Source organism: Bradyrhizobium sp. USDA 3397 (assembly GCF_054060965.1).
Window position 1 is genome coordinate 8,122,111 of sequence record NZ_JBSSDS010000001.1, and the last position, 14,707, is coordinate 8,136,817.

10 protein-coding genes are annotated in these 14,707 nt (G+C 66.1%); 5 read left to right on the forward strand and 5 right to left on the reverse strand.

Annotated elements, in window-relative coordinates:
• The first annotated feature begins 100 nt into the window (after positions 1–100).
• From ACVWYQ_RS37720 to ACVWYQ_RS37740, 5 genes are all read left to right on the forward strand, one after another.
• A complete protein-coding gene (locus ACVWYQ_RS37720; RefSeq protein WP_404542330.1) occupies positions 101–1,444 on the forward strand; it encodes a methyl-accepting chemotaxis protein in 1,344 nt (447 codons plus the stop codon).
• 221 nt (positions 1,445–1,665) lie between these two features.
• A complete protein-coding gene (locus ACVWYQ_RS37725) occupies positions 1,666–3,246 on the forward strand; it encodes a Do family serine endopeptidase (RefSeq protein WP_157282477.1) in 1,581 nt (526 codons plus the stop codon).
• A 276-nt stretch (positions 3,247–3,522) separates the two neighbouring features.
• On the forward strand, positions 3,523–4,203 hold the full coding sequence (locus ACVWYQ_RS37730; protein WP_036035209.1) for a response regulator transcription factor: 681 nt from the start codon (positions 3,523–3,525) through the stop codon (positions 4,201–4,203).
• Positions 4,187–5,647, forward strand: coding sequence for a sensor histidine kinase (locus ACVWYQ_RS37735; RefSeq protein ID WP_275509110.1), 1,461 nt, complete (start codon positions 4,187–4,189; stop codon positions 5,645–5,647). Before ACVWYQ_RS37730 ends, ACVWYQ_RS37735 begins: the two co-directional genes overlap by 17 nt.
• On the forward strand, positions 5,644–8,613 hold the full coding sequence (locus ACVWYQ_RS37740; protein WP_456727083.1) for a bifunctional [glutamine synthetase] adenylyltransferase/[glutamine synthetase]-adenylyl-L-tyrosine phosphorylase: 2,970 nt from the start codon (positions 5,644–5,646) through the stop codon (positions 8,611–8,613). The genes ACVWYQ_RS37735 and ACVWYQ_RS37740 overlap by 4 nt, the downstream gene beginning before the upstream one ends.
• Here the strand turns inward: ACVWYQ_RS37740 and ACVWYQ_RS37745 are convergent.
• The 5 genes from ACVWYQ_RS37745 to ACVWYQ_RS37765 are packed head-to-tail and all read right to left on the reverse strand — an operon-like array spanning position 8,588 to position 14,556.
• Positions 8,588–8,821: a formate dehydrogenase subunit delta gene (locus tag ACVWYQ_RS37745; RefSeq protein ID WP_271545188.1), complete on the reverse strand. Its 234-nt coding sequence runs from the start codon at positions 8,819–8,821 to the stop codon at positions 8,588–8,590. The two genes, ACVWYQ_RS37740 and ACVWYQ_RS37745, sit on opposite strands and share 26 nt — an antisense overlap.
• A complete protein-coding gene (gene fdhD, locus ACVWYQ_RS37750) occupies positions 8,811–9,638 on the reverse strand; it encodes a formate dehydrogenase accessory sulfurtransferase FdhD (protein WP_404542325.1) in 828 nt (275 codons plus the stop codon). Before fdhD ends, ACVWYQ_RS37745 begins: the two co-directional genes overlap by 11 nt.
• Before the next feature lie 4 nt (positions 9,639–9,642).
• Positions 9,643–12,516, reverse strand: coding sequence for a formate dehydrogenase subunit alpha (fdhF, locus tag ACVWYQ_RS37755; protein ID WP_404542323.1), 2,874 nt, complete (start codon positions 12,514–12,516; stop codon positions 9,643–9,645).
• A gap of 10 nt (positions 12,517–12,526) precedes the next feature.
• Positions 12,527–14,083 carry a formate dehydrogenase beta subunit gene (locus tag ACVWYQ_RS37760; protein ID WP_404542321.1) on the reverse strand — a complete coding sequence of 519 codons (1,557 nt, stop codon included), beginning with the start codon at positions 14,081–14,083 and terminating at the stop codon, positions 12,527–12,529.
• Positions 14,080–14,556, reverse strand: a complete 477-nt coding sequence (locus tag ACVWYQ_RS37765; RefSeq protein WP_271545185.1) for a formate dehydrogenase subunit gamma — start codon at positions 14,554–14,556, stop codon at positions 14,080–14,082. Before ACVWYQ_RS37765 ends, ACVWYQ_RS37760 begins: the two co-directional genes overlap by 4 nt.
• Positions 14,557–14,707: the final 151 nt, after the last annotated feature.

The window sequence follows — 14,707 nt, forward strand, 5'->3', positions numbered from 1 at the left end:
CGTGCCACGCAGTGCGCGGCAACGGCTGCGTGGTTCATGCTAAATTGACCTTTGTCTGGAAGCTTGTCGCGAGATTTGATTCCAGCTCCTGAGTCCCCCGATGTTCGCGAACAGCAATCTGACGATCCGCTTCCTGGTCGGCGCCGTCGTCGCTGCGTTATTGTTCCTGCTTGGGATCGGCGGCGGCACCGGCTTCATCGCGGTGCTCTATCTCAACAACGAGATCACCAGCCTGTCCTCGAACTTCGCCGCGCTGAGCGGCCCGGCGCGTGACCATGCCATGCAGATCTACCAGCAGGCGCAGACCGCGTTTTCTTATTTCCTGGTCGCCTGCGGCGTGATCGCCGTTGTCGCTTTCGCGATCTGCTTCACGACCTGGTTCGCCGTGCGCAACGGCATCCTCAATCCCCTCGCGGCCATCGTGCATGCCATGCGCGAGGTCGCCGACCAGAAGTTCGAGACATCAGTTCCGGGGCTCGGCCGCACCAACGAGATCGGCCTGCTCGCCGGTGCGCTGGAGGTGTTCAAGACCAACGGCATCGAGCGGCGCCGCCTCTCCGAGCAGCAGCTGCATGAAGCGCAGCATCAGGCCGAGCGGTCGAAATTCCTCGATAACAGGATCAAGCGCTTCAACGATCTCGTCGCCAGTGTCGTCGCCAGCGTGGCATCATCGGCCGTGCATCTGAAGACCAGCGCGGAGACGTTGTCGCGGACCGCCAACGACACCAGCACCAAGGCCAATGCGGTCGCGAGCGCGGCGAGCCAGGCCAGCGCCAGCGTGCAGACGGTTGCAGGGTCCGCCGAGGCGATGACGAACTCGATCGGCACGATCAGCCGCCGCGTCACGGACGCGACCCAGCGCGCCGAAGGCGCTGCAAGCCAGGCGGAGAAGAGCCGCGATACCATTCACACGCTGTCGGATGCCGCCGAAAAGATCGGCGAGGTCGTCCAGCTCGTCCAGGCGATCGCATCGCAGACCAATCTCCTGGCGCTCAACGCCACCATCGAGGCGGCACGGGCCGGCGAAGCGGGCAAGGGGTTTGCGGTGGTCGCCTCGGAAGTGAAGAACCTGGCGCATCAGACCAGCAAGGCGACGGAGGAGATCACCTCGCAGGTCGCCAGCATTCAAGGCATCACCGCGGAGACCCGCGGCGCGATCGACGGCATTTCCAGGACGCTGTCGGAGATCTCGTCGATCATGTCGGGCATCGAGGTCGACACCGCCCAGCAGCGCAACGCCACACAGGAGATCACGCGCAGCGCCCAGGATGCCGCGCGCGGAACCCTCGACGTCTCCAACCATATCGTCCAGATTACCTCCACCTCGGCCGAGACCGGCCACATGGCGGCCGAAGCCAGGGATTCGGCCGTCGATCTGTCGCGGCAGGCCGAGACCTTGAAGCGCGAAGTCGACGAGTTCATCGTCAGTGTCAGGGCGAGCTGAGGGGCCAGAATTCGCGCCTGCCGTCTGGTCGGGGGAACTCGATTAAGTTCCTGTAAGGCCACGATTTTTGGCCTGTGCTGAACTGCCGCATCCGCCTCGAGGCATCATTACAAAAGTTTAACCCCGCCGCCAGCGCGCGGTAAGGCGGGAGTCCCCATCTTCAGGTTCGCAAGGTGCCGCATCCGGCACCAACAGGAATTCAGGGCTCTGGAGATTTCCGCATGAACGATCGTATCGACCTTTCGAACCTCCCGTCCTACCGGCAGCCGCGCCGGTCGGTGTTTTCCGCGCGCAAGCTCGCGCTGATGGCTTCGGTCGTCGCCGGTCTCGGCGCGGCCGTCTATGGCTTCAGCCCGTCGACCTCGCCGGCCGACCTGTTCTCCAGCCCGGCGCATGCGCAGGTCAACAACGAGGTTCGCAAGGTCGAGCGTCCGGTCGGATTCGCCGACGTCGTCGAGCGCGTGAAGCCTTCGGTGATCTCGGTCAAGGTCAACATGAAGGAGAAGACCGCGAGCAATGACGACGGCGACGATTCCTCCTCGCCGTTCCAGCCGGGCTCGCCGATGGAGCGCTTCTTCCGCCGCTTCGGTGGTCCGGATGGTTTGCCCCCCGGCCTGAAGGGCGGCCGTGGCCGCGTCGTGCAGGGGCAGGGCTCCGGCTTCTTCATCTCGGCTGACGGCTATGCCGTGACCAACAACCACGTGGTCGATGGTGCCGACAAGGTCGAGGTCACCACCGACGACGGCAAGACCTACACCGCCAAGGTGATCGGCACCGACCAGCGCACCGACCTCGCGCTGATCAAGGTCGAAGGCAGCACAAACTTCCCGTTCGCCAAGCTCGCCGACAGCAAACCGCGGATCGGCGACTGGGTGCTCGCGGTCGGCAATCCCTTCGGTCTCGGCGGCACCGTGACCGCGGGCATCGTCTCGGCGAGCGGCCGCGACATCGGCAACGGCCCATATGACGATTTCATCCAGATCGACGCGCCCGTGAACAAGGGTAATTCCGGCGGTCCGGCCTTCGACACAAACGGCGAGGTGATGGGCGTCAACACCGCGATCTACTCGCCCTCCGGCGGTAGCGTCGGCATCGCGTTCTCGATCCCGGCCAACACCGTCAAGAGCGTGGTTGCGCAGCTCAAGGACAAGGGCTCGGTCAGCCGCGGCTGGATCGGCGTACAGATCCAGCCCGTAACCTCCGACATCGCCGACAGCCTCGGCATGAAGAAGGCCGAAGGCGCGCTGGTGGCGGAGCCGCAGGCGAACGGTCCGGCGGCGAAGGCCGGCATCGAGTCCGGTGACGTGATCACCGCGGTGAACGGTGAACCCGTCAAGGATGCCCGCGAGCTCGCCCGCACCATCGGCGGTATGGCACCCGGCGCGTCCGTGAAGCTCAACGTGCTGCACAAGGGCCAGGACAAGGTCGTCAACCTCACCCTCGGCCAGTTGCCGAATACGGTCGAGGCCAAGGCCGACTTGGACAAGGACAGCGGCAAGGGGGCCAGCAAGGGGACGGACGTACCGAAGCTCGGCATGACCGTTGCGCCCGCCAATTCCGTGGCCGGTGCCGGCAAGGACGGCGTCGTGGTCACCGAGGTCGATCCGAAGAGCGCGGCGGCCGAACGCGGCTTCAAGGAAGGTGACGTGATCCTCGAGGTCGGCGGCAAGAGCGTGGCGACCGCCGGCGAAGTCCGCGACGCCATCAATGCGGCGCGGACCGACAACAAGAACAGCGTCCTGATGCGCGTGAAGAGCGGCGGCCAGTCGCGCTTCGTCGCGGTGCCCATCGCCAAGGGCTGAGGCCTTCAGGAGGCCTACGAGATGAAGGGTACCGCCGGCATCAGTCGCCCCCCGCCGCCGGTGCCCTTCGGGGAAGCGGCGCAACGCTGGCTTCCCTCATCTACCTTCCGGTGGAATTACGCCCCCCTCCGTCGGAAGGCCTAGGGCGGTGAGGTCCCCCCAGCTTCACCGCCCGCCTTTTTCCCGCGTCGAGCCTCTCCTGCTCGGCTTGCATGCGGTTGCCGCTCGCGCCATGTTTAGAGAAGGTTGACCTCCTTGACCGCCGCCGAACGCACGATGCGCCTCCTCATCATCGAAGACGACCGCGAATCTGCCGACTACCTGGCCAAGGCGTTTCGCGAAGTCGGACACATCGCCGACCACGCCGCCGACGGCGAGGAAGGCCTCGCCATGGCCGAGAACGGCGAATACGACGTGCTGGTGGTCGACCGCATGCTGCCCAAGCGCGACGGCCTGTCGCTGATCGGCGCATTGCGCGACAAGGGCAATACGACGCCGGTGCTGATTCTCTCCGCGCTCGGGCAGGTCGATGACCGCATCAAGGGTCTGCGCGCGGGCGGCGACGACTATCTGCCGAAGCCCTATTCCTTCGCCGAGCTGCTGGCCCGCGTCGAAGTGCTGTCGCGCCGCCGCGGCGGTCCCGCCGAGGAGACGCTTTATCGCGTCGGCGATCTCGAGCTCGACCGGCTCTCGCATCGCGTCGCCCGCGGCAAGGACGAGCTGACGCTGCAGCCGCGCGAATTCCGCTTGCTCGAATACCTCATGAAGCACGCCGGCCAGGTGGTGACGCGAACCATGCTGCTGGAGAATGTCTGGGACTATCATTTCGATCCGCAGACCAACGTCATCGACGTGCACATCTCGCGGCTGCGCTCCAAGATCGACAAGGGCTTCGAGCGCCCGCTGCTGCACACGATCCGCGGCGCCGGATACATGATCCGTGACGGCATTCGGTAAACTCATCCGCACCACGGCGTTCCGGCTGACGCTGGTCTATCTGCTGCTGTTCGCGATGTTCGCGGCCTCGCTGCTGGCCTATTTCGCCTGGAATACGCGGCGGCTGATCACCGAGGAGATTACGCAGACCGTCAATGCCGAGACCTCGGAGATCAACGAGATCTACGACCGCGGCGGCATGGTTCGCCTGGTGCGCACGATCGAGTATCGGGCGCTGCGGCCGGGCGCCAACCTCTATCTCGTGACCACGCCGACGGGCCAGGCGATCGCCGGCAATGTCGGCTCGCTGGCGCCGGGCGTGATGGCGACGCGCGGCTGGTCGGAGACGGCCTACCGGCGGATCGAGGACAGCGATGACCGCGATCATCGCGCGCTCGTTCGCGTCACCGAATTGGAGAACGGCTTCCGGCTTCTGATCGGCCGCGACTTGGCCGAGCGGCGGCGCCTGTTCGGCATCGTCGCGAAGGCGGCGCAATTTTCGGTCCTGATCGTCGTCGTGCTCGGCCTCGGCGGCGGCATCTTCGTCGCGCGACGGGTGCTGAGGCGCATCGACGCGATGACCGGCACGGCGCAGCGGATCATGACCGGTGATCTCAGCGAGCGCCTGCCCGTAGGGCGCAGCGGCGACGAGATCGATCGTCTCGCCGAGAACCTTAACGCCATGCTGGAGCGGATCGAGGCGCTGATGGCGGGGCTGAAGGAGGTTTCCGACAACATCGCCCACGACCTCAAGACGCCGCTGACACGGCTGCGCAATCGCGCCGAGGAGGCGCTGGCGAGATCGGGCTGCGAGGCGGATTATCGCGCCGCGCTGGAGCGGACCATCGAGGAGTCCGACGGGCTGATCCGGACCTTCAACGCGCTTCTGATGATCGCGCGCGCGGAATCCGGACAGGCGCGCGGTAACATGGACGACTTCGATGCCGCGGAGGTCGCGGAGGGCATCCACGAGCTCTACGAGCCGCTCGCCGAGGACGACGGCATGACCCTGAAGGTCAAGTGCGAGCCGACGCCGGTTCATGCCAATCGCGAGCTGATCAGCCAGGCGCTCGCCAATCTTGTCGAGAACGCGATCAAATACGGCCAGCCCGCGGCACAGCCGGCGGGAACCGTGGTCAGCATGGACGCGCGGCAAATCACGATCGAGGCGAGGCGCGACGGCGACCTGGTGCTGCTCAGCGTCACCGATCGCGGCCCCGGCATCCCCGAAGCCGACCGCAAGCACGTCATCGAGCGATTCGTGCGGCTGGAGGCCAGCCGCACGCTGCCGGGCTCGGGCCTCGGCCTCAGCCTCGCCTCGGCGGTGGCGACGTTGCACGGCGGCGAATTGCGCTTGGGCGATGCCCATCCCGGCCTCGTCGCCACGCTGGTGCTGCCGGCGCGCGCGGGTGCCGGCGACAGGGTTGCTCCGCCAATACCGGATGTGCCACAGAAGGTGGCATGAACCACTCCGCGCCGGGAAACGCGGACAAGCATGGTGAGAGGCTGGCCGCACGCTTCGCGGAGGCTCCCCATATTGCCGCTTCCGCAACCGACGAACCCCGTTTCGAAACCTGGCTGGCCGAGCTCGAGCCGGCACAATCGGCCCGTCTCGAAACGCATCTCGGCCATCCCTTCGCCCGCGAGATCCTGACCGGGATTGCGGAATTCTCGCCCTATCTGTTCGACCTGGTGCGCGCCGATGCCTTGCGCCTGATCCGGCTGCTCGAATGCGATCCGGATGCGCATCTGACGGCGCTGATCGCGGAGGCGCGCAGCGCGGTGCTCGCGGCTTCGGAGGAGGCCGAGGTGATGCGGCTGCTCCGCCGCATGAAGGCTGAGGCTGCGCTCCTGATCGCGCTGTGCGATATCGGCGGTGTCTGGCCGGTGATGCGGGTGACGGCGGCGCTGACCGATGTCGCGGTGTCCTCGGTGCAGGCGGCACTGCAATATCTGCTGCGGCAGGAAGCCGCACGCGGCAAGCTCTCACCGCCCAATCCCGAGGCACCCGAAGAGGGCTGCGGGCTGATCGTGCTCGCGATGGGCAAGATGGGTGCGGGCGAGCTGAACTATTCCAGCGATATCGATCTCATCGTGTTCTTCGATCCCGATGCGACGACCCTCGCGCCCGATATCGAGCCGCAGCCGTTCTTCGTCCGCGTGACGCAAGGCATGGCGCGCATCCTGCAGCAGCGCACCTATGATGGTTACGTCTTCCGCGTCGATTTGCGGCTGCGGCCCGATCCGTCCTCGACGCAGGTGGCGATCTCGCGGGACGCCGCGCTGAACTATTACGAGCGGGAAGGGCGCACGTGGGAGCGCGCCGCGATGATCAAGGCGCGGACCTGTGGCGGCGATTCAAAAGCGGGCGAGGCATTGCTCGCCGAAATCGCGCCGTTCGTCTGGCGCAAGCATCTCGACTTTGCCGCACTTGCCGACGTGCACGACATGAAGCGGCAGATGCAGACCTATCGCGGCCAGAGCGAGGTCGCGGTCGAAGGCCACAACGTCAAGGTCGGGCGCGGCGGCATACGCGAGATCGAGTTTTTCGCGCAGACCCAGCAATTGATCGCCGGCGGCCGCCATCCCGAATTGCGGGTGCGGTCGACGCTGAGGGCGCTCGACGTGCTCGCCGCCAGCAACTGGATCACCCTGGCGGCGCGCGACGAGCTGGCGACCGCCTACGAATTCCTGCGCCGTGTCGAGCATCGCCTGCAGATGATCGCCGACGAGCAAACCCACACGCTGCCGGAGGACAAGCAAGCGGTCGAGCGCTTTGCGTGGTTCTTCGGCTATCCGAATCGCGAGGCCTTTGCGCGGGACCTCTTGCATCAGCTCCAGATCGTGCAGGGCCATTACGAAAAACTGTTCGAGGGCGATGACCCCACCGGCACGGCGAGGCTGCCGGCGCTCGACTACGGTGCGGGCCCCGATGATCCGCGCCTGCTGCAGCATCTCGCGACGCTCGGCTTCAAGAAGCCCGCCGCGGTCGCGCAGACCGTGCGCGACTGGATCACCGGCGACTATCGCGTCTTCCGCGTTGAGGCGACGCGAAGCGCCTTCGTCGAGTTTGTGCCGGCCCTGATCGACGGCCTTGCCCATGCCGAAGAGCCGGATCGCGCTGTCGTTTCGTTCGATCATTTCCTCGGCGCGCTGCAGCGCGGCGGCCGGCTGATCACGCTGCTCGGCCAGAACCGCGATCTCGTCGCGCTGGTGGCGCTGGTGCTGGGAGCCGCGCCCCGGCTCGGCGACATGCTGGCGCGGCAGCCCCAGCTGATGGACGGCCTGATCGATCCGCGCTTCTTCGGCGCCATGCCCGACAGGCAGGAATTGTCCGGGCGGCTCGCGACCACCGTGCAGGACGCCGGCTCATACGAGGAGTTCCTCGATCGCCTGCGCCTGTTCGGGCAGGAGAGCCTGTTCCTGATCGGCACGCGCATCCTCTCCGGCACCGTCTCGGCGCAGCAGGCGAGCACGGCCTTCGCCGACGTCGCGGAGGGTATCGTCCACACCGTGCACGGCCTCGTCGCCGATCGCTTCGCCGTCCAGCACGGCCGGATCAAGGGGCAGCAGACCGCGATCGTCGCGATGGGCCGGCTCGGCAGCCGCGAGATGACGGCCTCGTCCGATCTCGACCTGATCCTGCTCTATGATTTCGACGGCGACCATCCGGACTCCGACGGCGTGAAATCGCTTCACGGCGCACACTATTTCGCCCGTTTCACCCAGCGCCTGATCAGCGCCTTCACGACGCGCACCAATTACGGCGTGCTCTACGAGATCGACATGCGGCTGCGGCCCTCGGGACGCGCAGGTCCGGTGGCTTCGAGCCTCGTCTCGTTCGCGGACTACCAGGCGAACGAAGCCTGGACCTGGGAGCACATGGCCCTGACGCGTGCGCGCGTAGTCTCGGCTTCGCCCGAATTCCGGGAACGGATCGAGCGCGTCATCCGCGATGTCCTGACCCGCCGCCGCGATCCTGCCATCACCGCCAACGACGTCGCCGACATGCGGCGCGCGATCGCGCAGGAGAAGGGCGAGGCGGATTGCTGGGATCTCAAGCATGCAGCCGGTGGCATGGTCGATATCGACTTCATCGCGCAATATCTCCAGCTCGTGCACGCGCATGACAAGCCCGAGATTCTCGACGTCAGCACCATGCAGGTGCTGGAGAATGCCTGCAGGATCGGCGTGCTCGCGCAATCGGAGACGGAGATCCTGCGCGCCGCGGCGCGGCTCTATCACGACTTGACGCAGATCCTGCGGCTCTGCGTCAGCGAGCGCTTCAAGCCTGATACCGCCGGCACCGACCTGCAGCGCGTCATGGCGCGCGCCGGCGACGCGCCGGATTTCTCCTCACTGGAGGCGCGGGTGAAGGAGACGCAGAGCGAGGTGCGGCGCGTGTTCAGGGCGCTGCTGGAAGGGTCATAGCCTGCTTCAGCGCGGTGATGGCCTCGCGCACGTCGGGCTCCAGGCCCGCACCGCCCGCATCGAGATGGGCGAAGATCGCGCGCTTCATGCGGGGATCCCAGAACTTCTTGATGTGCTCGGCAATGCCAGGCACGGCCTTGTCACGGCCCTGACTGCCAAAGAACTTGCCGATCTGGTTGGCCATGTAGATCAGGCGGTCAGGCGACATCGGCAACCTCTGTGGCATGGCGCGCGACGATCCGGCTACCATGTGAAAATATCTCGAATCCGTCCTGCCGCGCGATGGCGATCAGCGTGATGCCGGCGGCTTCCGCCGTGCGGACCGCGAGGGCGGTGGGCGCGGACACCGCGACCATCACCGGCGCGCCCATCGCGGCGGTCTTCTGTACCATCTCGACCGAGACGCGGCTCGTCAGCAGCACCATGCCGTTGCGCGGCTCGTTGCGGCTGCGCGCCAGGGCGCCAGCGAGCTTGTCGAGCGCATTGTGGCGGCCGACATCCTCGCGCAGCGCGACGATGTTGCCTGTGGGGGACCAGAACGCAGCGGCATGAACGGCGCGGGTCTGCAGATTGATCGATTGCAGCGGCGCGATGGCCTGCATCGCCGCCATGACCTGCTCGGGGGTGAAGGTCTGCCCGTCCGGGACGATCGCCGCGGGCCGCACCGCTTCGGCGATGGACTCGACGCCGCAGATGCCGCAGCCGGTGGGACCTGCGATGTGGCGACGGCGCTGGTTGATGCGCGCGGCATCTTCCGATGCGAGCCACATGCGCAGTTCGATGCCGTCGTCGAGGCGGACCATTTCGAGCGACTTGATGTCGTCGACCGACTTGACGATGCCTTCGCTCACGCTGAAGCCGACCGCAAAATCTTCCAGATTCTGCGGCGTCCCCATCATGACGGCATAGGTGCCGCCATTATAGGTCAGCGCCAGCGGCGTCTCCTCCGGGACGAACCGTGTTCCTTCCGACGCCGCGCCGTTGCGCCAGATGTCGCGATCGATGGCCTGGACTGCTACGTGCATGCGCTTACTCCGCGGCTTCGGCCGGCACGATGCGGCGGGATTGGCGCGCCTGCGCATCATAGGCCTTTTGCCAGTCGGACGGGCCGTTCGAGGGCGAGACCTGCACCGCCGTGACCTTGTATTCGGGGCAGTTGGTCGCCCAGTCCGAATAATCGGTCGTGATGACGTTGGCCTGCGTGTCCGGATGGTGGAAGGTGGTGTAGACGACGCCGGGCGCAACGCGATCGGTGATCTCCGCGCGTAGCGTGGTCTCGCCGGCGCGGCTCTTCAGCCGCACCCAGTCGCCGTCGCGCACGCCGCGCTGCTCGGCATCATGCGGGTGGATCTCTAGCCGGTCCTCGGCATGCCAGACCACGTTTTCTGTGCGCCGCGTCTGCGCGCCGACATTGTACTGGCTGAGGATGCGGCCCGTGGTCAGCAACAGGGGATAGCGCGGGCCGGTGCGCTCGTCGGTCGCGACATATTCGGTCACGACGAACTTGCCCTTGCCGCGAACGAAGCCATCGATATGCATCACCGGCGTGCCCTCCGGCGCCTTGTCGTTGCAGGGCCACTGCACCGAGCCGAGCTCATCGAGCTTGGCATAGGAGACGCCGGCGAAGGACGGCGTCAGTGCCGCGATCTCGTCCATGATCTCGGAAGGGTGGCCGTACTTCATGTCGAAGCCCATCGCCTTGGCAAGGCCGATGGTAACCTCCCAGTCGGCCAGGCCGTTCTTCGGCGTCATCACCTTGCGGACGCGCTGGATGCGGCGCTCGGCGTTGGTGAAGGTGCCGTCCTTCTCCAGGAAGCTCGAGCCGGGCAGGAAGACGTGGGCGTAGTTCGCGGTCTCGTTCAGGAACAGGTCGTGGACGATGACGCATTCCATCGCCGACAGTGCCGCGACCACGTGGCTGGTATTGGGGTCGGACTGCAGGATGTCCTCGCCCTGCACGTAGATGCCCATGAAGGTGCCTTCGACCGCGGCGTCGAACATGTTGGGGATGCGAAGGCCCGGCTCGGGGTTGAGCTTGACATTCCAGAGCGCCTCGAACTGGTCGCGCACGGCATCGCCGGAGATGTGGCGGTAGCCGGGCAGCTCGTGCGGGAACGAGCCCATGTCGCAAGAGCCTTGAACGTTATTTTGGCCGCGCAGCGGGTTCACGCCAACGCCGGGACGGCCGATATTGCCTGTGACCATCGCAAGGTTGGCGATCGCGATCACGGTGGTCGAGCCCTGGCTGTGCTCGGTGACGCCGAGGCCGTAATAGATCGCGCCGTTGCCGCCCGTGGCATAGATGCGGGCCGCTTCGCGCAGCACCTTGGGATCGACGCCGGTGAGAATGGCGGTTGCTTCCGGGCTGTTGTTCGGCCGGGCGACGAAGGCGGCCCATTCCTCGAACTCGCTCCAGTCGCAGCGCTCGCGCACGAAGGCTTCGTTGACGAGCCCTTCCGTGACGATGACATGCGCCAGCGCGGTCATGACGGCGACGTTGGTGCCGGGCATCAGGGGCAGGTGCAGCGCCTTCACATGCGGCGATTCCACCATCTCGGTGCGGCGCGGGTCGATCACGATCAGCTTGGCGCCCTGGCGCAGCCGCTTCTTCAGCCGCGATGCGAACACCGGGTGGGCGGAGGCCGGATTGGCGCCGATGATCACGACGACGTCGGTGTCCTCGACCGAGTCGAAATCCTGCGTGCCGGCGGAGGTGCCGAAGGTGGTGGCAAGGCCATAGCCGGTGGGGGAGTGGCAGACGCGGGCGCAGGTATCGACATTGTTGTTGCCGAAACCGGCGCGGATCAGCTTCTGCACCAGATAGGTCTCCTCATTGGTGCAGCGCGACGAGGTGATGCCGCCGATGGCATCGCGGCCGTATTTTTGCTGGATGCCGCGCAACCTGGTGGCGGCAAACGTGAACGCTTCGTCCCACGACACCTCGCGCCAGGGATCCTCGATCCGCTCGCGGATCATGGGCTTGAGGATGCGCTCCTTGTGGTTGGTGTAGCCCCAGGCGAAGCGGCCCTTGACGCAGGAATGGCCGCGATTGGCCTTGCCGTCCTTGTAGGGCACCATGCGCACCACTTCCTCGCCGCGCATCTCCGCCTTGAAGGCACAGCCGACGCCGCAATAGGCGCAGGTGGTGACCACGGAATGCTCGGGCTGGCCGATCTCGATCACAGACTTTTCCGTCAGCGTTGCAGTCGGGCAGGCCTGCACGCAGGCGCCGCAGGAGACACATTCGGAGCCGAGGAAACTCTCGCTCATGCCGGGCGAGACGCGGCTGTCGAAGCCGCGTCCGGAGATGGTCAGCGCGAAGGTGCCTTGCACCTCCTCGCAGGCGCGGACGCAACGCGAGCAGACGATGCACTTGGAGGGATCATAGGTGAAGTACGGGTTGGACTCGTCTTTGGGCATCCAATGGTCGTTGTCGCAGCCGTGGCTCTTGGCGAAGACGTGGTTCTCGCCTTCATAACCATAGCGCACGTCGCGCAAGCCCACCGCGCCCGCCATGTCCTGCAGCTCGCAGTCGCCATTGGCGCCGCAGGTGAGGCAGTCGAGCGGATGGTCGGAGATGTAGAGTTCCATCACGCCCTTGCGCAGCCTTTTGAGCCGCTCGGTCTGGGTGTGCACGACGAGACCGTTCATCACTGGCGTGGTGCAGGAGGCCGGCGTTCCGGCGCGACCCTCGATCTCGACGAGGCAGAGACGGCAGGAGCCGAACGCGTCGACCATGTCGGTTGCGCAGAGCTTCGGGATCTGGTGGCCCGCGTCCATCGCGGCGCGCATGATCGAGGTGCCCTCGGGCACCTTGACCTCTCTGCCGTCGATTGTGAGCGTCACCATCGTCGTGGATTTGGAGCGCGGCGTGCCGTAGTCGACTTCTTCGATCAGAGACATCGTCCTTCTCCTATTCCGCGGCCTGCAGCGTGGTCGGGATGGGTGCGAAATCCTCCCGGAAGTGCTTCAACGCGCTGAGCACGGGGTAGGGCGTGAAGCCGCCGAGCGCGCAGAGCGAGCCAAATTTCATGGTGTTGCAGAGGTCCTCGACCAGCGCGATGTTTTCATTGACGCGCTCGCCGCGCATGATCTTCTCGATGGTCTCGACGCCACGGGTCGAGCCGATCCGGCACGGCGTGCACTTGCCGCAGGATTCGACGGCGCAGAACTCCATGGCGAAGCGCGCCTGCCTGCGCATGTCGACGCTGTCGTCGAACACGACGATGCCGCCATGGCCGATCAGGCCGTCGCGTGCGGCAAAGGCCTCATAGTCGAACGGCGTGTCGAACAGCGCACGGGGGAAATAGGCCCCTAACGGCCCGCCGACCTGCACGGCGCGGACCGGGCGGCCGGTGAAGGTGCCGCCACCGATGTCGTCGACGAGCTCGCCGAGCGTCACACCGAAGGCGGTCTCGAACAGGCCACCGTAGCGGATGTTGCCCGCGAGCTGGATCGGCATCGTGCCGCGCGAGCGGCCCATGCCGAAATCCGCATAGGCCTTGGCCCCCTCGGCAAGGATGAAGGGGATCGCGGCAAACGACAGCACGTTGTTGATGACGGTGGGCTTGCCGAACAGGCCATGATGGGCCGGCAGCGGCGGCTTGGCGCGCACGATGCCGCGGCGGCCTTCGAGGCTCTCCAGCAGCGAGGTCTCCTCGCCGCAGACATAGGCGCCAGCGCCGACGCGGACTTCGAGATCGAAGGTTTGCTTGGAGCCGCCGATCTTGTCGCCGAGATAGCCGCCGCGCTTCGCGGCCTGGATCGCGACGTTCATGGCTTCCACGGCATGCGGATATTCGCTGCGGATGTAGATGTAGCCCTTGGTCGCGCCGACGGTGAGGCCGGCGATGGTCATGCCCTCGATCACCAGGAAGGGATCGCCTTCCATGATCATGCGGTCGGCAAAGGTGCCGCTGTCGCCCTCGTCGGCGTTGCAGACGATGAACTTGCGGTCGGCCTTCGCCTGCGCGACGGTCTTCCACTTGATCCCGGTCGGGAAGCCGGCACCGCCGCGGCCGCGCAGGCCCGATGCGGTGACTTCGGTGAGGATCGCATCCGAGCCAAGCGACAGAGCCCGCGCGAGGCCCTTGTAGCCGCCATGGCCGCGGTAGTCGTCGAGTGAGCGCGGATCGATCACGCCGCAACGGGCGAAGGTGAGGCGGGTCTGGCGCTTCAGCCAGGGGATCTCGTCGGTGGCCCCTAACCGCAAGAGATGCGGCGTGTTGTTTGCGAGTGCGTCGAGCAGGGAGGGCACATCTGCTTCCGCCACCGGGCCGAAGGCGATGCGTCCCTGCGGCGTTGCGACCTCGACCAGCGGCTCCAGCCAGTACGTTCCGCGCGAGCCGGTCCTGACGATCTCGATGGCAACGCCGCGCCCGGCGGCGGCCTGCTCCAGCGCCAGGGCGACCTCGTCGGCACCGACGGCGACCGCGCCGGCGTCACGTGAGACGTAGAAACGCATGCTCATCGCTGCGCCTCCGCAACCAGCGCATCGAGGCGTTTCTGGTCGAGCCGGCCGATCAGGCGGCCGTCGAGCATGGCGGATGGCGCGGTCGCGCACAGGCCGAGGCAGTAGATCGGCTCCAGCGTGACGCGCTCGTCGGGCGTCGTGTTGCCGAACGACACGCCAAGCTTCGCCTCGGCCCGCGCAGCCAGCGTATCGCCGCCGGCAGCCTGGCAGGCCTCGGCGCGGCACAGCTTCAGCACATGGCGGCCGGCGGGCTTGTGGCGGAAATCATGGTAGAAGGTGAAAACGCCGTGCACTTCGGCGCGCGACAAATTGAGCGCCTGCGCCACCATGGGAATCGCCGCCTCCGGCACGTAGCCGAACGCCTCTTGAAGCGCATGCAGGATGACGAGCGTCGCGCCTTCCTGCCCGGCATGTTCGGCGATGATCTCGGCGCCGCGCGTCTCGTTCCAAGGCTCATAAACCGCTGTCATTCTTCGTTCTCAACCAGAGCGTTTCCTTCGCCGCAAACTAGTTGGAATCATTCGCAGATCAATAAAGCTGTCCCGTGCTGCGATTGCGGATACTGATCGATTTGCAACCGCGATTGATCGATATGGATTGGTAATGAAAGTTGGACCGGCT